The following is a 21,228-nucleotide window of genomic DNA, read 5'->3' as shown; positions in this document are numbered from 1 at the left end:
ACAGCTTAACCAGTATAAGTATGCGAAGCGCTTTGGCTCTTGCCGCAGCGCTTCGCTTTATACTTTCTACTCCAGTGTTATCTCCAGAGCCAAGCCTCTTAGCTCGTGAATCAGTACGTTGAATGACTCCGGTATATTTGGCTTTGGCAGTACGTCGCCTTTCACAATAGACTCATAAGCTTTCGCACGGCCTATCACATCATCCGACTTCACTGTAAGAATCTCTTGCAGCACGTTGGAAGCACCGAAGGCCTCCAGTGCCCACACCTCCATCTCACCGAAACGCTGGCCACCGAACTGGGCTTTACCACCCAATGGCTGCTGTGTGATAAGAGAGTATGGACCGATAGAACGTGCGTGCATCTTATCGTCAACCAAGTGGCCCAGCTTCAGCATGTAGATCACACCTACTGTTACTGGCTGGTCAAATCTGTCGCCAGACAAACCGTCGTACAGGTAGGTTCTACCAAACTTAGGCAGTCCCGCCTCGGCCAACTCAGCAGAAACCTGCTCTTCTGTCGCACCGTCAAAAATTGGTGTCGCATACTTGCGTCCTAACTTCAGACCTGCCCATCCAAGTACAGTCTCGTAAATCTGTCCGATGTTCATTCGGGAAGGTACACCAAGCGGGTTCAGCACGATGTCCATAGGAGTTCCATCCTCCAGGAATGGCATATCCTCATCGCGTACGATACGCGCTACAATACCCTTGTTACCGTGGCGACCGGCCATCTTATCACCTACTTTCAGCTTGCGCTTCTTCGCGATGTACACTTTGGCCAACTGCACGATACCTGCTGGCAACTCGTCTCCTACTTCCAACGTAAAGCGCTCGCGCTTGAAGTGGGCAGAAACGATGTTACGGCGCTTGTTATAGTTCTTCACAAGCTCTACCAGCATGCTGTTTACTTTCTCGTCCGCAGTCCAGTTCTCCAGGATCAGGTCTTTGAACATGTTCACCTCTTCCGGAACCGCATAGTTGCTCTCGTCCTTGTAAGGGTTCTTCTCAGGAAACAGGGCCTCTGTGATGTTTCTGCGTGAGAACTTAACGCCCTTCGTCAGGATCTCATCACCGAACTTGTGGCGGATGCCCTGAGATGTTTTGCCTTCCAGCAGGTCTACCAGCTTGTCTACCATCACATTTTTGATGACAGTCAGCTCCTTGGCATACTTTACCTTCAGCTCTTCAACTTCTTTCTTCGACTTGGCCCGCAGGTTCTTGTCTTTCTTCGGACGCGAGAACAGCTTGGTCTCAATAACCACACCGTTCAATGAGGGCGGCGCCTTAAGCGAAGCATCCTTCACATCGCCGGCCTTGTCACCGAAGATGGCGCGAAGCAGCTTCTCCTCCGGTGTTGGGTCGGTTTCTCCCTTTGGCGTAATCTTGCCTATCAGGATATCGCCTTCGCGAACCTCAGCACCAATACGGATAATGCCGTTCTCGTCCAGGTTGCGTACAGCCTCTTCGCTTACGTTCGGAATCTCTGATGTCAGTTCCTCCTCACCACGCTTCGTCTCACGCACCTCCAGCTCAAACTCCTCAATGTGAATGGAAGTAAAGATATCGTCACGTACTACACGCTCAGATATTACGATCGCATCCTCAAAGTTATATCCCTGCCAAGGCATGAAGGCCACCTGCATGTTTCTGCCAATAGCCAACTCTCCGTTGTTAGTAGCATAGCCTTCGCACAGTGGCTGGCCTTTGGTTACACGCTCGCCCTTCTTAACAAGCGGTGTCAGGTTGATACAAGTATCCTGGTTTGTTCTTCTGAACTTCACCAGCTTGTAGGTCACGTACTCGGCGTCAAAGGAAACCAGCTTCTCCTCATCCGATAGATCATATTTCACAACGATCTTATTCGCATCTACAAAGTCGATCACACCGTCTCCCTCTGCGATAACCAGTGCTCTGGAGTCAATAGCAGCTCTTCCTTCCAGGCCTGTACCTACAATCGGAGCCTCAGGCTTCAGAAGTGGCACCGCCTGACGTTGCATGTTCGACCCCATCAGGGCGCGGTTAGCATCGTCATGCTCCAGGAACGGAATCAACGAGGCCGCCACAGATACGATCTGGTTCGGCGCAATGTCCATGTATGTATAGGTCGTTGGCTCTTCAACCGGGAAGTCACCTTCGAAACGGCCTTTTACACGATCATTCAGGAAGTTACCGTTATCATCAATCGGGGCGTTAGCCTGAGCGATGTGGTGGGTATCTTCTTCCTCGGCTGTCAGGTACTCTACAGAACCGTCTACCACTACTTTACCTTCCACAACCTTTCTATAAGGCGTTTCGATAAAGCCCATGTGGTTCACGCGGGCGTGCACGCACAGGGAAGAAATCAGACCGATGTTCGGCCCTTCCGGTGTCTCGATGGTACACAGACGGCCATAGTGTGTATAGTGCACGTCACGTACCTCGAAACCGGCACGCTCTCTAGACAGACCACCTGGTCCCAGGGCAGAAACACGACGCTTGTGCGTCACTTCCGCCAGCGGGTTGGTCTGGTCCATGAACTGGGAAAGCTGGTTTGTTCCGAAGAACGAGTTGATCACTGAAGACAGCGTGCGCGCGTTGATCAGGTCAACCGGCTTGAAGTCTTCGTTGTCACGCACGTTCATACGCTCCTTGATGGTACGGGCCATACGAGCCAGACCTACGCCGAACTGTGCATACAGCTGCTCACCTACCGTTCTTACACGGCGGTTGCTCAGGTGGTCAATATCATCCACTACAGCCTTGGAGTTGATCAAACCGATCAGGTACTTCACGATCAGGACGATGTCCTCGTTCGTCAGCACTTTCGCATCCCAGTTTGTATCCAGGCCAAGCTTCTTGTTAATTCTGTAGCGGCCAACTTCACCCAGGTCATAGCGCTTGTCTGAGAAGAACAGCTTCTGGATGATGTCACGCGCAGTCTCTTCGTCCGGCGCCTCCGTGTTACGAAGCTGACGATAGATCTGCTCTACCGCCTCCTTCTCAGAGTTGGAGTTATCCTTCTGAAGCGTGTTATATATAATGGCGTAATCAGCGATGTTTACATTCTCTCGGTGCAGGATGATAGACTGCACACCTGAGTCAAGTATAACATCTATATCTTCTGGGGTGATTTCAGAGTCACGCTCTAATAGCACCTCGTTACGGTCTATGGAAACTACCTCCCCTGTATCCTCGTCCACAAAGTCCTCTGTCCATGTTCTCAGAACACGGGCAGCCAGCCTGCGGCCGATTGAGTTTTTCAGGGTGTTCTTGTCTGCAGGCACTTCCTCAGAAAGGCCGAACAGGTCCAGGATGTCTTTATCTGTACCGTAACCAATCGCACGGAGCAGGGTTGTTACCGGGAACTTCTTCTTACGGTCGATGTAGGCATACATCACGTTGTTCACGTCTGTCGCAAACTCAACCCAAGAACCTTTGAAAGGAATGATTCTGGCAGAATAAAGCTTGGTTCCGTTGGTATGCTTGCTCTGTGCAAAGAACACACCCGGAGAGCGGTGCAACTGCGATACAATAACACGTTCAGCCCCATTGATCACAAAGGAGCCTTTCTCAGTCATGTATGGGATGTTGCCTAAGAACACCTCCTGCTCAATCGTTTCAAAGTCCTCGTTGTCCTCATCATTACAGATCAGGCGAAGTTTTGCTTTAAGCGGAACAGAATAGGTAAGGCCCCTGTCAATACACTCATCAACAGAGTATTTTGGAGGATCTATATGATAGTCGATGAACTCCAGTACGAAGTTTTCGCGTGAATCTGAGATGGGAAAGTTCTCGGCAAATACCTTGAACAGCCCCTCTTGCGCTCTATTTTCAGCAGGAGTCTCCAGCTGAAAGAAGTCCTGGAATGACTGCACCTGAACATCCAAAAAGTCAGGGTAATCAATCACCGACTTTATAGAGGCAAAATTGATTCTATCTGTCGTTTTATTCTTAGCCAAAGCCTTGGAATTTTACGTTTATAATCGGTTACGAGCACACAGAGTCCAAAACAGCTGTGGGCAAAAAAAAGATCCAATTATCTTGAATCTGTATACAAACAGGAAAAGACCTGACGAATTTGCCAGGTCTACCTGTTCTCAGTATGTTGATAAAGCGGGATTATTTTACCTCCACTTCAGCACCAGCTTCTTCTAAAGATTTCTTCAGTGACTCAGCCTCGTCCTTAGCAACACCTTCTTTCAGAGCTTTAGGAGCGCTGTCTACTACTTCTTTAGCTTCTTTCAGACCAAGGCCAGTAAGCTCTTTTACAAGCTTAACAACTGCTAGTTTCTGAGCACCAGCTGATTTAAGGATTACGTCAAAAGAAGTTTTTTCTTCTGCAGCAGCTCCTCCTTCAGCAGCACCACCACCAGCAACCATCACTGGAGCAGCAGCAGCAGGCTCAATGCCATACTCATCCTTAAGGATTGTAGCTAGTTCGTTAACTTCTTTAACAGTCAAGTTTACTAACTGCTCAGCGAATGCTTTCAAATCTGCCATTTTTATAGAAATTAAAAGTTACTTATTGATTACGTTTTTAAATTATTCTTTTTCTGATAATGTTTTCAAGATACCCGCCAGCTTACCGCCACTGCTCTGAAGGGCAGAAACCACATTCTTAGCAGGTGACTGAAGAAGACCGATGATTTCGCCAATAAGCTCATCCTTAGACTTGATTTCTGCAAGCGTCTTAAGCTGCTCTTCGCCAATGAAAAGACCACTGTCGATGAAAGCACCCTTAAGCAGAGGGAGCGTACTGCCTTTCTTTCTGAAGTCTTGGATCAGTTTCGCAGGTGCATTGCCTGACTCTTTCGAGAACAGGATACCGGAAGCGCCCTTTAAAACATCCTCAAGCGCAGAAGTATCGGCTTCTAAAGTATCTAGCGCTTTCTTGATAAGTGTGTTCTTATACACTTTGTATTCGATACCACGATCGAATGCCATTCTTCTGAACGCGTTGATGCTGGCTACAGACATAGTGGAAGCATCAGTAATATAGAAGTAGTTTGTGTTAGCTAACTTCTCGCTCAGGTCTTTTACAATTATCTCTTTTTCTTCCCTGGTCATTTTCTTAGATAGTTGCGTTCTTGTCAACGATTACGGCCGGGCTCATTGTGCTAGACAATGTGATGCTCTTGATGTAAGTACCTTTAGCTGAGGAAGGCTTCAGACGGTTCAGGGTCTGGATTACCTCGTTTGCGTTGGCAGCAAGCTGCTCTGCAGAGAAGGAAACTTTACCAACACTCGTGTGGATGATACCGAACTTGTCGACTTTGAAGTCAATCTTACCGGCTTTCACCTCTTTCACGGCTTTAGCTACATCCTGTGTCACTGTACCCGACTTAGGGTTTGGCATCAGGTTACGAGGACCCAAGATTCTACCCAAACGACCTACTTTCGCCATAACAGCTGGCATCGTGATGATCACGTCCACATCTGTCCAGCCTTTCTCGATCTTCTGGATATAGTCATCAAGACCTACGTAGTCAGCACCAGCATCCTTAGCTTCCTGCTCTTTGTCAGGAGTAACCAAAGCAAGTACCTTTACTTCTTTACCAGTTCCGTGAGGCAGCGTAACGATACCGCGCACCATTTGATCGGCTTTGCGGGGATCTACGCCCAAACGTACATCAATATCTACAGAGGCATCGAACTTTGTGAAGGTAATGTCCTTTACAACCGAAGCGGCATCTGTTAGAGAATACTCTTTCGTAAGATCGGCTTTGGCTAAAGCCGCTTTTCTATTTTTTGAAATTTTCGCCATTTTCCTTCAACTTGTTATTCGTTCCACGGAGCTGTGCCAGATACTGTAATGCCCATGCTTCTTGCTGTACCTGCTACCATTTTCATGGCTGACTCCAGTTTGAAAGCATTCAGGTCAGGCATCTTCGTCTCGGCGATCTCTCTTACTTGATCCCATGTTACCGAACCAACCTTGTTACGGTTAGGCTCTTTGGAACCGCCCTTAATCTTGGCAGCGTCCATCAGCAACACTGGAGCAGGTGGAGTCTTAACAACGAAGTCAAAAGACTTGTCTGCGTAGATAGTAATCAAAACTGGTAACACCTGGCCAGCCTTCTCCTGGGTTCTAGCATTGAACTGCTTGCAGAACTCCATGATGTTAAGACCTTTTGAACCAAGTGCAGGTCCAACCGGTGGCGATGGATTCGCGGCACCTCCCTTTATCTGAAGTTTCAGATAACCTTTTATTTCCTTTGCCATTAATATTTATTTACTACGATTCTTTTTCTACTTGCATGTAGTTCAGCTCAACCGGGGTGTTTCTTCCGAAGATCTTCACCATTACGTTCAGCTTTTTGCGCTCTTCAAACACCTCCTCTACTGTGCCAGAGAAACCGCTGAATGGACCGTCCATTACTTTCACGATTTCGCCTACCACGAATGGTGTATCGAGCACCTCTGCCTGCTCCTCGGCCTCGTCCACTGTACCCAGTATTCTGTTTACCTCAGACTGGCGCAAAGGCACTGGCTTTTTGCTTGGCGAACCTTTCTCATCGGTCCCTAAAAAGCCAATCACTCCTGGTGTACTGATGATAATGTGTTCTGCCTCACCGTGAGAAAGGTCAGCATGAACCAGTACATAACCCGGAAAGAAGCTACGCTCCCGGATCCTTTTCTTGCCACCACGCATCTCGTATACTTTCTCAGCAGGGATAAGCACCTGCGGAACGTATTCTGTAAGGCCGTGACGCATTATTTCATTCTCCAGGTAGGCTTTTGCCTTTTTCTCCTGGCCACTTACCGCGCGAACTACATACCACTTTAAATCAGCCATGTATTCCTAATTTAAAACTGGTTGTAAAACCAAGTCAGCACCGTATCGAACCCGAAGTCCATAGCACCAACAACCAAAGCAAAAATCAATGAACCAATCAACACCAGCACAGAACTGTTCTGCAACTCTCCGTATGAAGGCCAAGAGACCTTGTTCTTCATCTCCTCGACAGTGTCGTTAATGTAGGTTCTAATATTGCTCATCGCTTCGCTTACCAGATGGTGAAAAATGTTGCACGGGTGGAGAGACTCGAACTCCCAGCCAATGGTTTTGGAGACCACTACTCTACCAATTGAGCTACACCCGTAAAAAAATGCACGCCAATTATGAATTGGAGTGCAAATTTATCTATAAGTTTTATGAAAACAAACCCGATCCCAAAAAATCTTTCAAGATCGGGTTTGAAAACATAGTATTAGTCAAGGATTTCAGTTACCTGACCGGCACCTACTGTTCTACCACCCTCACGGATAGCGAAACGCAGGCCTTTCTCCATTGCTACCGCGTTGATCAGGTTTACCTCGATAGTGATGTTATCACCTGGCATAACCATTTCTACGCCTTCTGGAAGCATGATCTCACCAGTAACGTCTGTGGTTCTGAAGTAGAACTGTGGACGGTACTTGTTGAAGAACGGCGTGTGACGGCCACCTTCTTCTTTAGAAAGAACGTAAACCTCTGCTTTGAACTTCGTGTGAGGCTTAACTGAACCTGGCTTACAGATAACCATACCACGACGGATATCGGTTTTCTCAATGCCACGCAGCAGCAGACCTACGTTGTCACCAGCTTCACCTCTGTCAAGGATCTTACGGAACATCTCCACACCAGTAACTACTGACTTCAGGTTCTCAGCACCCATACCAAGGATTTCTACAGCCTCGCCAGAGTTGATTACACCACGCTCGATACGGCCAGTTGCAACTGTACCACGACCAGTGATAGAGAACACGTCCTCAACTGGCATCAGGAATGGAAGGTCAACCAGACGCTCTGGAAGTGGAATCCAAGTATCAACAGCGTTCATCAGCTCCTCGATAGTAGCAACCCACTTCGGATCACCGTTCAGGCCACCAAGAGCAGAACCTTGGATCACTGGAATATTGTCACCGTCGAAATCGTAGAAAGAAAGCAGTTCACGGATCTCCATTTCAACCAGCTCAAGAAGCTCTGGGTCATCCACCATGTCCACTTTGTTCATGAAAACTACCAGCTGAGGTACACCTACCTGACGGGCAAGCAGGATGTGCTCACGAGTCTGTGGCATTGGACCATCTGTAGCAGCAACCACCAGGATAGCACCGTCCATCTGGGCAGCACCAGTAACCATGTTCTTCACATAGTCAGCGTGACCTGGGCAGTCAACGTGTGCATAGTGACGGTTCTCAGTAGCATACTCTACGTGAGATGTATTGATAGTAATACCTCTTTCTTTTTCTTCAGGAGCGTTGTCAATTGAAGAGAAGTCACGCAGCTGAGCAAGACCTTTGTTAGCCAGCACAGTAGTGATAGCAGCAGTCAAAGTAGTTTTGCCGTGGTCAACGTGACCGATAGTACCGATATTTACGTGCGGTTTGGAACGGTCAAATGTTTCTTTAGCCATTGTATGATATTAAATTAAGGTTAAAACGTTTAAGTTTCTGTCGCGCTTTTTAATTACACGTAACGGACTGTGAGCCAACGATGGGAATTGAACCCACGACCCCTTCCTTACCAAGGAAGTACTCTACCCCTGAGCTACGTCGGCTTCTTAAATCCGTCAGAAAAACCAAATCCCTATTTACACTAAAAAGGAAGCTCATCTGCATGAATTTCCTTCTCCAGTCATAATAGCAAGTATTTTCTGACATTAAAAGAGCGGGAGACGAGGGTCGAACTCGCGGCCTATAGCTTGGAAGGCTATCGCTCTACCAACTGAGCTACTCCCGCTTCAATAATATTAACCGAGGAAATAAAAGAACGAATAAATCAGCATCCACTCATTTAGACATTCAGCTATTCACTCACTAACTGGTGGGGAGAGCAGGATTCGAACCTGCGAAGTCGTAAGACAACGGAGTTACAGTCCGTCCCATTTGGCCGCTCTGGAATCTCCCCAAGACTATTTTCTACATCAAATCAGCAGAACTTTTCCTTAGACTTCCACCGCTTGCGCCGTGTTCTTTGTTCTAAGGAGATGCAAAATTAAGCCCTTTTTGTTTCAAGTCAAATATTGTCGCAAAAAAATGTGAAAAAATTTCTGAAGGCCTACATGCCATACATCTGAAGCAGCCGCTCGTCCTTCTCGTTTGCCTTTATCTGCTGCATCAGCTCTTCCACCTCCGGTTTTTCAGACATGACCATAAGTGTCTGATAGGCAGCGGCGCGCACGTAGTACAGCCGGTGGTTCCGCGCAATATCTCCCAACATGGCGATCACCTCTGGGGTGTTGGTCTGGCTGTTGCTGGCCAGGTAGGCGCCGAAGCTTTGCAGCAGGTAGTATAGCTCACCACTGTTAGCTGATTTTATCTTTTGCATAAACCAGTCATACTTTTCCGGCCCTGCCTGCACGGCATAGAAGGTGGCCAGCGCCAGCACGATCTCCTCGTTGTCCTCCTGCTCAAACTGCGCCAGCCTCTGCTTTGCGTCACTGGCGCCAGTACCGGCATACGCTAGCACGGCAGCCGCCGAAACCTGGTAGGAGCTATCGTTCATGGCTTGGCTGAACAGGCTTTTATACTTGTCTCCGCCCCAGCCTGCCAACGCAAGTATGGCCTCGGCACGCACAGCTCCTTTTTTATCTTTCGTCGCCATTTGCCTTACAATCGGTTCCAGTGCCGACGCCTGCCCTTCTTTCAGGCGACTCACAATGCCTAAGGCTGTGCTCCGCACCGCCCAGTACTCATCCTGCAGCGCTTCTTTGTACATGCTTTGCACCTGCGGGCGGGCAGCCTGCTCCTGCAGCTCATATAGCGCTTCCAGCTTTGGCGCCAGATGGCCCGCGTTGCGGAACTGGTACAGCAGCTCTTCCTCTGTCTTCTCATGCTCCACTACCCCCAGCAACTGCTGCTCGGCATCGAACAGCACCAACTGTGGCTGTGTGGCCACATCAAACGTGAATGTCTGCCTGGCCTTGTCTACCACGATAGGGTATACTTGCTTTTTGCCGTCCGCCCAAACGGCTACCTGCAATGGCAGGCGGTAAACCGGCACATAAGCGGTATCCTGCAGTTGCTGCACATTCAGTTGCAACTGTCCTTTGTTGTAGCGCTGCGTCACCAGCAGCTCCGGGTGGCCTGGCTTCATAAACCACTGGTCAAAGAACCACATCAGGTCCTTGCCGGTCACGTCCTCAAAGGCCATCCGCAGCTCCGCCACCTCCACATCGCTGTACTTGTTGCGGGTTAAGTATAAGTTAAGGGAAGCCCACCAGGCATCGTCGCCAACAAGTTTGCGCAGCATGTGCAGCACGCGGCCGCCCTTAGCGTAGGAGTGGCTGTCGAACATGTCCTCGCGGTCGTTATAGTAGTAGCGGATGAGTGGTTCCCGCTTTGTCTCCGCCTCATCCAGGTACTGCTCCAGTTCCTCCATATTCAGGTAGGCGGCCTCGTCGGCGCCATACTTGTGCTCGGCCCACAGGTACTCGGAGTAATTGGCGAAAGCTTCGTTCAGCGGCAGGTTGGCCCATGATTCGGTGGTAACCAGGTCGCCGAACCACTGGTGGAACAGCTCATGGGCGATGATGCCGTCCCAGCTCTTGTCCAGCAGCTCACGCTCGTTCAGCTGCAGGTCTTCCATAAAGGTAGAGGCCGACGTGTTTTCCATCGCCCCCGACACAAAGTCGCGCACCACTACCTGCGCGTACTTGGCCCACGGGTAATCCACGCCCAGCTTCTGCGAGAAGAACTCCATCATCTCGGGCGTGTTGCCAAAGATTTTCTTGGCCGTTTTCTCATATTCCGGCTCCACGTAGTAGTTCACCTCCACGTCGCGCCACTTGTCCTCCACCACGGCGTACTCGCCAATGGCCAGCATGGCCAGGTATGGGGCGTGGGGCTTTTCCTGCTTCCAGTAATCGGTTTTGGTACCGTCGGCGTTTTGCCGCGAGTACATAAAGGTGCCGTTGGAGAGGGTGGTGAACTTCGGGTCCACCGTGATGTATATCTCCTGCGTCATGCGCTCGTTGGGGGCGTCGATGGTCGGGAACCAGGCGGAGCTGGCCTCTGTTTCGCCTTGGGTCCAGATCTGCTGCGGCTTGTTTGGCTCGGTTCCTAGTGGGTTGATAAAGTATAACCCCTTATCGTCGGTAATGGCATCGGAGCCGCCGGAGGCCAGTTCGTTCGGCTTGGCCGTGTAGTCTATCTCTAGGGTGTATTCTTCGTTGCGGGTATACTCCCGGCCCAGGTCGATGGTCAGCTTCTGTCCGTCATTGTCGAATTCCAGCGGAGTACCGTCATACCCCTTCATCAGGTGCACGCTGTGGATGTCCATGCCTTTGGCGTCGAGCACCAGTTGGCGCTGCGGATAGAAGTATGGCTTCAGGGTAAGCTCTGCCAAGCCGTGCAGGTACTGCTTCTCCCAATCGAAGCTGATGCGGAGGGTGGTGTGCAGCAAATCGTGCTCGCGGGTGCGCGACGGGTTGAATGTATACTTCTTAGGCGCCCACACCGGCTCTTGGCCCACCGGCGTTTCAGTTTTTGCCGCTGATGGCAGTGTGGGTTTTGCATCGAGAACAGATTTATTGGTTTTGCACCCACCGGCAAATGCCATGGCAGCGGCAAGGCCTACTATACTCAGAAACCTATGATTCATGCGCTGAAAGTTTTAATTTTGAGGTGAAGTTCTAAAATACTCTGAGAAAACACTAACTTTAAGGTCGAAACCACACGAAAAGAAGATGCTCCAGGTAAAAACCGGTAACGGCAAAACATGGCAGGTTGATATCCAAAAAGATACCATACTTCTCAATAATTCCCCTTTCGACTGGGACATCTCCCCTATCGGACCCAACACGTTCCACATCATCAAAGGCGCACGCTCCTTTACCGCCGAGGTAGTCTCGGCAAACTATCAGGAGAAGAGCTTCACGTTCAAGATCAACGGGGCCATCCAAACCGTTAGCGTAAAAGACCGCTTCGATTTGCTGCTGGATAAGCTGGGCATGAGCAACGCCAACGCGCAGAAGGTGAACGACGTAAAAGCTCCCATGCCAGGGCTTATACTTGATGTGAAGGTGCAGCCAGGCCAGGAGGTAAAGAAAGGAGACCCGATCATGATCCTGGAGGCCATGAAGATGGAGAACATCCTCAAGTCGCCGGGAGACGGCGTGGTGAAGGAGGTGAAGGTGCAGGTAAGGCAGAACGTGGAGAAGAACCAGGTGCTGATCCTGTTTCAATAACTTTAGATTTGCGAAAGCGGCTGCCACGGTGGCCGCTTTGTTGTGTAAAAAGAATCCATAACCTATACAGATAGTTTACCGTGAAGTATAAACGAATTTTGCTGAAGCTGAGTGGCGAGGCACTGATGGGCGAACAGCAGTATGGCATTGACTCTAACCGACTGCTGCAGTATGCCCAAGAGATAAAAGAAGTAGCCAGCCTTGGTGTAGAGGTGGCCGTGGTGATTGGCGGAGGCAATATTTTCAGAGGCGTGCAGGCCGAGCAGGTGGGCCTGGACCGCGTGCAGGGCGACTACATGGGCATGCTGGCCACTGTTATCAACAGCATGGCGCTGCAGAGCGCCCTGGAGAAGCTGGGAGTCTATACCCGTCTGCTGTCGGGCATCAACATTCAGCAGGTATGCGAGCCATACATCCGCCGCCGCGCCGTTCGCCACCTGGAGAAAGGCCGCGTGGTTATCTTTGGTGCCGGCACCGGCAACCCGTACTTTACCACCGACTCAGCAGCATCGCTGAGAGCCATCGAGATTGAGGCCGACGTAGTACTGAAAGGCACCCGCGTAGACGGTATTTACTCTGCTGACCCGGAGAAAGACCCGGATGCCGTGTTCTACAGAAACATTTCGTTCAAGGATGTGTTTGAGAAGGGCCTGAACGTAATGGACATGACTGCCTTTACGCTTTGCAAGGAGAACGGCCTGCCAATCATCGTGTTTGACATGAACACGGCCGGCAACCTGAAGCGCCTGGTACAGGGCGAGGAAGTAGGCACTCTGGTAAGCATGGACGACCTGGGCGACACGCTGAAGAAGACGGTGGACCAGATGCAGTCGGGCACAAAGAACGGATAAAATTTTATTTACTATTTTTGCCCAAAGTATTTAAGAACTCAATAAGTAAACCGATATGACGGAAGAAATTCAGTTTTACCTAAGCGAGGCAGAAGAGTCTATGCAGAAGGCGGTGCAGCACACCGGCGCACAGCTAACCAAAATCAGAGCGGGCAAGGCCTCTCCTGCCATGGTCGAGCACCTGCGCGTGGACTACTACGGCACGCCAACCCCTATCTCTCAGGTAGCCAACATTGCGGCACCGGATGCGCGCACATTGCTTATCAAGCCTTGGGAGAAGAACATGCTGGGCGAGATCAACAAAGCCATCAAGAACAGTGACCTAGGCCTGAACCCGCAGCAGGAGGCTGACGCGGTGCGCCTGAACATCCCGGCCCTGACCGAGGAGCGCCGCCGCGACCTGGTAAAGCAGGTAAAAAACGAAACGGAGTCTGGCAAGGTAGCTATCCGCAACATCCGCAAAGATGTGAACGACACGCTGAAGAAGCTGCAGAAAGAAGGCACCGCCGAAGACGCCGTGCGTGACGCGGAAGGCAAGGTGCAGAAGCTGACCGATTCGTACATCGTAAAGATAGATGAGCTGCTCTCTAAGAAAGAGGCAGAGATCATGACGATCTAACGCTGTTAGAAAAAGACTGAAGGACGAAGGACAAACCACTTTCTCCAAAGTATAAAAGAAGCCCCGCAATGTATGTTGCGGGGCTTCTTTTTGTAACAAGTATAAGGTTTTGGATCTTTTGCCAGGTACTACTGATACAGCTTGTGCACACTGATGTACTCGGCTACCTCATCGGGCACCAGGTACTTGATGCTTTTCTCCTCTCGGATGCACTGCCGAATAAAGGTGGCGGAGATGTCCAGGATAGGCGCTTTCACGAACGTGATGCCGGGCATGTCCGGAAGCTCGGTGGTCACAGAGCCGGAGCGCGGGTACACGTATACTTTGTGGTAGGCCAGGATGCTCTCGTAGTTCTTCCACTTCGGGAACAGCGGCAGGTTATCCTCCCCCATGATCAGCACAAACTCGTAGCTAGGGTACTTCTCCTGCAGGTACGTCAGCGTGTCAATCGTATAGCTCGGCTTGGGCATGCTGAACTCGATGTTCGACACTCCCAGGTTCGGGTTGTCTGCTATTGCCAGGCCTACCATGTGTAGCCGGTCGAACTCGTGCAGCAGCGTATTGCTGGGCTTAAACGGGTTCTGCGGCGACACCACCAGCCAGACCGTGTCCAGATCGGTGTTGGTGGCCATGAAGTTGGCAAGTATCAGGTGCCCGATGTGGATGGGGTTAAAGGAGCCGAACAGCAGCCCTACCTTCATACAATCGCAGGTTCTGACTTTAGGAAATCATTTACCAGTTTCTCGGCTTCAGTGCAGGCACGCTCCAGGTCGTCGTTCACGATCACCTCGTCGAACTGGTCCTCGAACCCGAGCTCGAACTTGGCCTTGAACACGCGGCTACTGATGCTGGAGGCCGAGTCGGTGTTGCGGGCCGTCAGGCGCTTGGCCAGCTCGTCTATGCTTGGTGGCTTTACGAAAACAGCCAGCGCTCTTTCTTTGTAAAAATGCTTTATGCTTAATCCTCCTTTTACGTCTACGTCCAGTATCACATGCTTGCCGCTTTTCCAGATGCGCTCTATCTCAGACTTCAGCGTTCCGTAAAAAGCGCCCTCGTATACTTCCTCCCACTCCACGAACTCGTCGTTGGCGATCTTTTTCTTAAAATCTTCCGGGGTGATGAAGTAGTAGTCTTTGCCGTTTTCCTCGGTGCGGCCGCGCTTGTCGCGGGTGCAGGCCGAAATGGAGAAGCTCAGATTAGGGTTGATGCTGAGCAGGTGCTTTACAATAGTGGTTTTACCGGCTCCGGAGGGAGCCGAGAAGATAATAATCTTGCCTTGCATTAGGGGTTATAACGTTTCTTGAATCCTCGCTTTTATCGACTGCACCAGGCTCTGTGGTACAATCACGCGCTTCAGGTGGCCTGACACCAACCCTTTCAAGAGCTTTTGCTTCTGATGGTTCTCGAAGCAGCTGACACACTCCTCAATATGGTGGTTAAAGAATGTTTGCTCCTCTGCGGAGGCTTCACCGTCAATCATCAGGTCCAGCATACCGGACACTTTCTCGCAATCTGCCTCCCTCACCTCATCTGGTGCTTTCGGATACGCTTCTGTAAATTTTGATTCCATCTTTGCTCAAACTCTTAAATGTCTTCTCTAACTGTTATATCCCATGCTTTTCGCATACTTTTCCAACTTCTCTTTCAAAGAGTTCCGGGCCCTGTGCAGCCTTGAGCGGACAGTACCGATCGGGATGTCCAGGATCTTGGCCATCTCCTCGTAGGTAAAGCCCTCCAGGTCGCAAAGTATGATCACGGTCCTGAAGTCAACGGGAAGTGCATTCAGGGCGCTGGCCACCTCATCACCGATCAGGTCCTGCACGCTCTCGGTGCGCATGTCGGTGGTGGAAGCCACGCCGCTCTCGCCCTCTACATCGTCGGAGTTGTAGTATCCCTCCACCTCGCTGTAGTCCACTTTGGCGGGCTGCTTGCTCTTTTTCCGGAACTCGTTAATGAAGGAGTTCTTCAGGATTCGGAACAGCCATGCTTTTGCATTAGTTCCTTGCTCGAAATAGTCAAAAAAGCGATATGCCTTTAGATAAGTCTCCTGCACCAGGTCGTTGGCGTCGTCCTCGTCTAGGGTGAGCCTGTAGGCAAAATTGTACAGAGGGTCGAGCACGGGCAACAGCTCGGCCTCGAACCGTGCGTCCTTTTCCTCCTTACTCAGCTGTTTACCTGTTTGATCGCTCATCTACTTTAATGGATTTTGTACTTTGGTGAAGTCCTCCATCGCGCGTTAAACGCAAATATAGGAATTTTAATTACATACCACGCTTGGCGCCTCAGGGTTGCAGTTGGCCTTACCACACACGAGCAATATTTTCTTTTCGGCACGATAAGGTCACCCAGGCGAAACCGCATGGTTTTAGGTTTTTACGTCGGATGAGGCTTGCAGGGTGAAGTTTTTGTGCAAATCCACCCATAAATCGTTTTTGTGGTACTTTTGCAGAAACAAGGTCCCTTATCCTTGTAAAAACAACTGACTGAACAGCACATGCACGTACTACACATAGCATCCGAAAAGACATGGAGAGGAGGCGAGCAACAAATCGCCTACCTGATAGAGGAGTTGCAGCAGCAGCAGGTGCACAACTATGTCGCCTGCCGGTCTGGCTCAGCTTTCGAAGCCTACTGCCAGCAGCACAACATCCCTCACCTATCCCTTTCTTTTGCTAAGCCCCTCCTGCCGTTAAGTGCGCTGCGTCTAAAACAGTATGTGAACGCGAACGGCATACAGCTTATACACATGCACTCCAGCCTGGCTCACACCTTAGGTGTGCTTGCCCACCTCATGGGTGCCCAGGCAGACCTCGTTCTTAGCCGGCGAGTGGAGTTCGGCATCGGCACAAATCCGCTTTCTACTTTTAAGTACAACTACAGAGGCGTCAAGCGCATCATTTGCGTAGCCAACAATGTTCGAAGGGTGATGGCAGAGAGCATAGCTGACGGCGGCAAGTGCGTAACCGTGCACAGCGGCATTGAGCTGGAGAACTTCAGGCGCTACAACAGACAGAATGCCTCTTTTTTGCGCAGCACCTATAACATTGGAGAAGGCTATACGCTGATCGGGAATGTATCGGCGCTGGACAAACACAAAGACTATTTTACCTTTCTGGACACCGCATACTTGCTAAAGCAGAATGGGGTAAAGGCGAAATACTTCGCCATAGGGAGCGGCGCTTTGGAGCAAGAGATAAAAGCATACACGGCCAAGCTGGGCCTGCAGGAAGACGTGATATTTACGGGCTTCCTGACTAATGTGAGCGAGGTGCTTCCCGAGTTGGATCTTTTTCTTACCACCACCCTAAAGGAAGGTTTGATGAACAGCGTATTGAACGCCTTTGCGTGCCGTACTCCTGTTGTGGCCACCAATGCAGGAGGAATCCCAGAAATGGTAATTGATGGCGTAACCGGCATGTTAGCCCCTGTTAAGTCTCCGGGAGAGTTGGCGCAAAAATGCCTACAGGTACTGCGTAATCAAGACCTTCGTGATACGCTGGTAGAAAACGCCTCTCAAAAAGTACTTGAGTTCACCAAGCAGCAGACAGCGCTTAAAACCTTATCGATTTACAAAGAGGTCTTGTCCTCCTGATCCTGCTGCAGCATGTGCAGCTTCATGTACTTGGTGTACACGACAAAGGCCGAGGTGATGGCAATATAGAAGCCTTCTTTCCCGTCCAGGAAGCCACGCTTCAGGATGTATGATTTAAAGAAGCGGAAAGGCGCCTTGAACAACAGAGCACTCCAGGTCGCTCTCTTTCCTTTCCGGAACATAGCCGTAGACGAGGCATCCGTAAACTTGTTTATCTGCCCCAGGTGCTGGGACACGGTATAGTAAGAGTAGTGCAGCAGGTCGCCGGGCAGGTGCTTTAAGGTAGCCCCTTTGCTCAGGATGATCTTGTCGTGCGGGTTTTCGCCGCCCCAGACGGCTTTGCTGCGGTCGAACAGGCGCACTTTCGTGTCGGGGTACCAGCCGGAGTGGCGGATCCATTTGCCGCAGTAGTTGGTGCGGCGGTTCATGCTGTAGGCATCGGCCTGCCAGTTGCTCTTTGCCTCCAGCACCGCTTGTTCCAGTTCCGGGCTCAGGGCCTCATCCGCATCCAGCGAGAGCACGTGCGGGTAAGCAGCCTCTGCGAGCGCATAGTTCTTCTGCTCGATATGTCCGGCAAAGGGATGCTCCGTAAACCTGGCCCCGTAACGCAGGCAAATCTCTTTGGTGCGGTCTGTGGAGTAGGAGTCCACCACCACTACCTCATCCGCCACATTCTTCACAGACTCCAGGCAGCGGGCAATGTTGCGCTCCTCGTTATAGGTGATGACAACAACAGAAAGTTTAACAGGCATAGTAATTCGGTAAAAGCGGCAATTATCCTTGTTTCTTTTTACAATGGGTTAACGTACCCGGCCAAATTTATACTTCAAAGGTATCCTAAAATCCTGACTTGCTCCCCTTACCCGCTAAATGCAGGCTGTTCACGCGGAAGTTTCTTCTTGTCGCCAATAAAATGTAACCCGTATCGCTATACTTTTTAGTCTTGCCTGCGTAAGCAAACTATACTTAACCGCCTTTGTGTTGGAACTTGCAAAGACTCACCCGCCACCTGGGCTTATTTGTATGGAAACGGATAATGTACTTTCTGCGCATAACTTTTTTTCTGTTACTGGTTACTGCCGCCGCCTCTGCCCAACAGTACAACATCCGCAGCTGGACGCTGGAGCAGGGTTTGCCGCAGTCGCAGGTGATGGCCATAGAGCAGGACGCCAGAGGCTTTCTGTGGCTGGCCACACGCGCCGGCCTTAGCCGTTTTAATGGCATCGACTTTCTTACGTATACCAAGGAAGACGGCCTGAGCAGCCACAACATCTCCACCTTGTTTATCGACAGTCGTCAGCGCCTCTGGATCGGCACGACTGATGCCGGGCTGCAGCTTTTCGACGGCTTCTCGTTTGAGCAGTATGGGCCGGGACATGGACTGCAGGCGCAGGCCGTAAACAGTATCTGCGAAGACCGGCGAGGGAACATCTGGCTGGCCACCGACAGCGGCATCTTTTACATCACCGACTCCAGCATTGAGAAGTATAAAGCCTTACCCGATGACCACTATACAGCTATCGCCTCTACTGCGTCCGGCGACTTTTGGGCCGGCACGCTGCAAAATGGGGTTTACCGGGTCTCCGGCAACGAAGTAGCCCACTATACCGCTGCTGAAAGCGCCCTCCCGCACAACCAAGTCACGGCCATCACCACGGACAAGGACGGCCAGGTATGGATAGGCACCGCCCAGGGACTGGCAAAAGCAGGCGACTCGCTGCGCCTGATCCGGTTACCGGGGCAGCTAAACGACAGCCATATCTCCAGCTTTACCCACGACAGCAGCAATAACCTTTGGATAGGCATGCTGCGCAACGGCCTGCTGAAGTATGACGGCAGCGGCTTTACCTACATAACCCGCCGCAGCGGCCTTCGCACCAGCCGCATCACAGCCCTGGCCTCCGACACAGAAGGGAACGTGTGGATAGGCACCAACGGCTACGGCCTGCAACAGTATAGGGCACCCTGGTTTGTGCACTTCTTCGACTTTGCCACCATATCGGAGCCACGCATAACAGCGGTTGGCCAGGATAGCAACGGCACACTCTGGTTCGGGACAGATGAGGGAGAGCTTGCCCGAATGCAGCCGCAGGGGCCGGAGTGGCAAAACTCAACCCCCTGGCCACGCGGCGCCACCCTGTATCATTTCCTGCCGGTGGCCAATGAGATGTGGATAAGCTCCAGCAACGGCATCTGGCGCCTGGGCAAGGGCGCCCCCAAGCGCTATGCCGCCGCCCAAGGCCTCCCCTCCCCTGATGTTTATCATGGGGCGGCCGGCCCAGACGGCAAGCTATACTTTGCCACGGCAGGCGGCCTGGTGGTGTTGGAGCAGGACTCCCTAAAGCACATACCGTTTAGCGGCGGTCCCCTTAAGGCAAACACCGTCTTCCGCGATAGCCAGGACAGGCTGTGGGTAGGGGCCGCACAGGGAGCTTTTTTGGTGGAGCAGGGAAAGCTGGTGCTGCCGCAGGAGTTGAAAGACCTGGGCCTGACAGAAGTCCGCTCCATTACCGAAGACAGGCACGGCAACTTATACTTTGCCTCTTTTAACAACGGGCTGTTGTTGCTCCAGGGGAAAAAGGCCACACTTTATACTTCTAAAAGCGGCTTGCCAAACGAAGCTATAAAATCCATTTATGCCGATGCCAACGATAACCTGTGGGTAGCCACCAACCGTGAGCTGCTAAAGGTTGAGCTGCCTTTGCTGCACAAGCAAGGCAAGTTCAATTACCGCACATACACGAGCCCCAGCGGCTTCAGAGGTCAGGAGGTATGCGACAACGCCATGCTGCAGACGCCGGACGGGCGCATGTGGTTTGGCACGACGAAGGGCCTTACCTGCTACCTGCCCCACCTGGACCGACAGCGCCCATCTTACCCTAAGCTGGTGCTAACAGAGGTGCTGCTCTACGCCAACCCCACCGACTGGCAGGCGCTAGGCTACAGTATAGACAGCCTTACCGGTTTGCCTGACAACCCTCGCCTGGCTTATACACAGAACCACCTGTCTTTCAACTTCCACGGCATTTCGCTGTCTGGCCCCGAGCAGGTAATGTACCGGTACAGGTTAAAAGGCTACGACAACAGTTGGTCGCAGGTAACGGAACGCTCCTATACTACCTATGCGAACCTGTCGCCGGGCGATTACACCTTTGAGCTGCTGGCCCGCAACTACGACGGCGACTGGACACCTGAGCCGCTCACATACAGCTTCTCTATTGTGCCACCCATCTGGCGCCGCGAGTGGTTTATCGGGCTGCTACTGGTGGTGGTAGCCGGGGCAGTGCTGAGTGTCGTGCGCCTGCGCGAGCGGAGCCTGGTTAAGATGAATTCCCTGCTGGAACTGAAGGTGGACCACCGTACCCGTTTGCTGGAGCGCCAGAACAGAGAGAAGGAAATCCTGCTGCAGGAGATTCATCACCGGGTAAAAAACAACCTGCAGATTGTGATCAGCATGCTGAACCTGCAGGCCCGCCACGTGCAGGACACGGGCGCGCAGGAGGTGATGCAGGCCTTGCGCAGCCGGGTACGCTCCATGTCGCTGCTGCACGAGCGCCTCTACCGCCACAACGATCTGGAGCAGATAAACTTGGAGGAATACTTTCTGGAGATTTGCGAGAGCCTTTATGCCTCATATGGCGTAAGTATGGATAGGGTCGGGCTGGAACTGGATATACCTTTCACAAAGGTTGACGTGGATGCCGCTATCACCCTGGGCTTGATCGTAAACGAATTGGTATCTAACACTTTAAAGTATGCTTTCCCGGGCGGTGAGCATGGGTTGCTACGCATCGAGTTGGTGAAGCACGATGAGGTGCAATATACCCTCACCATCAGCGACAATGGCCGCGGGTTACCAGTGGATTTTTTCGAAAAGCAGCAGCAGGGGCAATCGTTTGGGCTGAAGCTTGTGCAGTCGTTAAGCCGCAAATTGGAGGGGAACATAAGTTTCTACAATAACCATGGCACAAAAACAATATTTTATTTTGTTTTGCCATCATAATTTTATTTTT

Annotated in this window: 19 protein-coding genes and 4 tRNA genes; 5 read left to right on the top strand and 18 right to left on the bottom strand. The window is 51.2% G+C overall.

The window, feature by feature from the left end; genetic code table 11:
• Positions 1-66 precede the first annotated feature (66 nt).
• The 13 genes from rpoB to PXG97_RS10630 all read right to left on the bottom strand — a co-directional run bounded on the left by rpoB (position 67) and on the right by PXG97_RS10630 (position 11,567).
• Positions 67-3,939 carry a DNA-directed RNA polymerase subunit beta gene (gene rpoB, locus PXG97_RS10690; protein WP_276497749.1) on the bottom strand — a complete coding sequence of 1,291 codons (3,873 nt, stop codon included), beginning with the start codon at positions 3,937-3,939 and terminating at the stop codon, positions 67-69.
• 160 nt (positions 3,940-4,099) lie between these two features.
• Positions 4,100-4,480: a 50S ribosomal protein L7/L12 gene (rplL, locus tag PXG97_RS10685; protein ID WP_046310164.1), complete on the bottom strand. Its 381-nt coding sequence runs from the start codon at positions 4,478-4,480 to the stop codon at positions 4,100-4,102.
• Positions 4,481-4,522: 42 nt separating this feature from the next.
• On the bottom strand, positions 4,523-5,047 hold the full coding sequence (rplJ, locus tag PXG97_RS10680) for a 50S ribosomal protein L10 (RefSeq protein ID WP_276497748.1): 525 nt from the start codon (positions 5,045-5,047) through the stop codon (positions 4,523-4,525).
• Positions 5,048-5,051: 4 nt separating this feature from the next.
• Positions 5,052-5,744: a 50S ribosomal protein L1 gene (gene rplA, locus PXG97_RS10675; RefSeq protein ID WP_276497747.1), complete on the bottom strand. Its 693-nt coding sequence runs from the start codon at positions 5,742-5,744 to the stop codon at positions 5,052-5,054.
• Between the two features lie 14 nt (positions 5,745-5,758).
• Positions 5,759-6,202: a 50S ribosomal protein L11 gene (rplK, locus tag PXG97_RS10670; RefSeq protein ID WP_276497746.1), complete on the bottom strand. Its 444-nt coding sequence runs from the start codon at positions 6,200-6,202 to the stop codon at positions 5,759-5,761.
• 13 nt (positions 6,203-6,215) lie between these two features.
• Positions 6,216-6,776: a transcription termination/antitermination protein NusG gene (gene nusG / locus PXG97_RS10665; RefSeq protein WP_276497745.1), complete on the bottom strand. Its 561-nt coding sequence runs from the start codon at positions 6,774-6,776 to the stop codon at positions 6,216-6,218.
• Positions 6,777-6,787: 11 nt separating this feature from the next.
• Positions 6,788-6,979, bottom strand: coding sequence for a preprotein translocase subunit SecE (gene secE / locus PXG97_RS10660; RefSeq protein WP_266203993.1), 192 nt, complete (start codon positions 6,977-6,979; stop codon positions 6,788-6,790).
• A gap of 31 nt (positions 6,980-7,010) precedes the next feature.
• Positions 7,011-7,083 (bottom strand) — tRNA-Trp (locus PXG97_RS10655).
• Between the two features lie 108 nt (positions 7,084-7,191).
• Positions 7,192-8,379: an elongation factor Tu gene (gene tuf, locus PXG97_RS10650; protein ID WP_276497744.1), complete on the bottom strand. Its 1,188-nt coding sequence runs from the start codon at positions 8,377-8,379 to the stop codon at positions 7,192-7,194.
• A gap of 72 nt (positions 8,380-8,451) precedes the next feature.
• Positions 8,452-8,523: transfer RNA gene (locus PXG97_RS10645), tRNA-Thr, on the bottom strand.
• Between the two features lie 109 nt (positions 8,524-8,632).
• Positions 8,633-8,705, bottom strand: a tRNA-Gly gene (locus tag PXG97_RS10640).
• 82 nt (positions 8,706-8,787) lie between these two features.
• Positions 8,788-8,873 (bottom strand) — tRNA-Tyr (locus PXG97_RS10635).
• Positions 8,874-9,023: 150 nt separating this feature from the next.
• Complete coding sequence (locus tag PXG97_RS10630) at positions 9,024-11,567, bottom strand: M1 family metallopeptidase (RefSeq protein WP_276497743.1); 2,544 nt, start codon at positions 11,565-11,567, stop codon at positions 9,024-9,026.
• Positions 11,568-11,652: 85 nt separating this feature from the next.
• Between PXG97_RS10630 and PXG97_RS10625 the strand changes: the two genes are divergently transcribed.
• The 3 genes from PXG97_RS10625 to frr all read left to right on the top strand — a co-directional run bounded on the left by PXG97_RS10625 (position 11,653) and on the right by frr (position 13,623).
• The gene (locus PXG97_RS10625) at positions 11,653-12,153 is read left to right on the top strand and encodes an acyl-CoA carboxylase biotin carboxyl carrier protein subunit (protein ID WP_276497742.1); all 501 of its coding nucleotides are present in this window, start codon (positions 11,653-11,655) and stop codon (positions 12,151-12,153) included.
• Positions 12,154-12,233: 80 nt separating this feature from the next.
• Entirely contained in the window at positions 12,234-13,004 is a 771-nt protein-coding gene (gene pyrH, locus PXG97_RS10620) for a UMP kinase (protein ID WP_276497741.1), read from the top strand.
• Between the two features lie 55 nt (positions 13,005-13,059).
• Complete coding sequence (gene frr, locus PXG97_RS10615; protein ID WP_276497740.1) at positions 13,060-13,623, top strand: ribosome recycling factor; 564 nt, start codon at positions 13,060-13,062, stop codon at positions 13,621-13,623.
• 128 nt (positions 13,624-13,751) lie between these two features.
• Here the strand turns inward: frr and nadD are convergent, their stop codons facing one another.
• Genes nadD through PXG97_RS10595 form a run of 4 tightly spaced genes read right to left on the bottom strand, consistent with a single transcriptional unit; the run spans position 13,752 to position 15,814 of the window.
• Positions 13,752-14,324, bottom strand: a complete 573-nt coding sequence (nadD, locus tag PXG97_RS10610; protein ID WP_276497739.1) for a nicotinate (nicotinamide) nucleotide adenylyltransferase — start codon at positions 14,322-14,324, stop codon at positions 13,752-13,754.
• Positions 14,321-14,905 (bottom strand): guanylate kinase, encoded by a 585-nt coding sequence (gene gmk / locus PXG97_RS10605; RefSeq protein WP_276497738.1) that lies wholly within the window; start codon positions 14,903-14,905, stop codon positions 14,321-14,323. The genes nadD and gmk overlap by 4 nt, the downstream gene beginning before the upstream one ends.
• A gap of 6 nt (positions 14,906-14,911) precedes the next feature.
• Positions 14,912-15,193 carry a zf-HC2 domain-containing protein gene (locus tag PXG97_RS10600; RefSeq protein ID WP_276497737.1) on the bottom strand — a complete coding sequence of 94 codons (282 nt, stop codon included), beginning with the start codon at positions 15,191-15,193 and terminating at the stop codon, positions 14,912-14,914.
• A 27-nt stretch (positions 15,194-15,220) separates the two neighbouring features.
• Positions 15,221-15,814, bottom strand: a complete 594-nt coding sequence (locus PXG97_RS10595) for a sigma-70 family RNA polymerase sigma factor (RefSeq protein ID WP_140620869.1) — start codon at positions 15,812-15,814, stop codon at positions 15,221-15,223.
• Between the two features lie 303 nt (positions 15,815-16,117).
• Between PXG97_RS10595 and PXG97_RS10590 the strand changes: the two genes are divergently transcribed.
• Complete coding sequence (locus PXG97_RS10590; protein WP_276497736.1) at positions 16,118-17,215, top strand: glycosyltransferase family 4 protein; 1,098 nt, start codon at positions 16,118-16,120, stop codon at positions 17,213-17,215.
• Here PXG97_RS10590 and PXG97_RS10585 read toward each other — a convergent pair.
• The gene (locus tag PXG97_RS10585; RefSeq protein ID WP_276497735.1) at positions 17,191-17,967 is read right to left on the bottom strand and encodes a glycosyltransferase family 2 protein; all 777 of its coding nucleotides are present in this window, start codon (positions 17,965-17,967) and stop codon (positions 17,191-17,193) included. The two genes, PXG97_RS10590 and PXG97_RS10585, sit on opposite strands and share 25 nt — an antisense overlap.
• A 236-nt stretch (positions 17,968-18,203) precedes the next feature.
• Between PXG97_RS10585 and PXG97_RS10580 the strand changes: the two genes are divergently transcribed.
• Positions 18,204-21,218: a ligand-binding sensor domain-containing protein gene (locus PXG97_RS10580; RefSeq protein WP_276497734.1), complete on the top strand. Its 3,015-nt coding sequence runs from the start codon at positions 18,204-18,206 to the stop codon at positions 21,216-21,218.
• Positions 21,219-21,228: the final 10 nt, after the last annotated feature.

It is taken from the genome of Pontibacter litorisediminis, assembly GCF_029360645.1.
Classification (GTDB): Bacteria; Bacteroidota; Bacteroidia; order Cytophagales; family Hymenobacteraceae; genus Pontibacter; species Pontibacter litorisediminis.
Note: the sequence above shows the minus strand (reverse complement) of the source record. Positions and strands in the feature narration are given on the sequence as shown.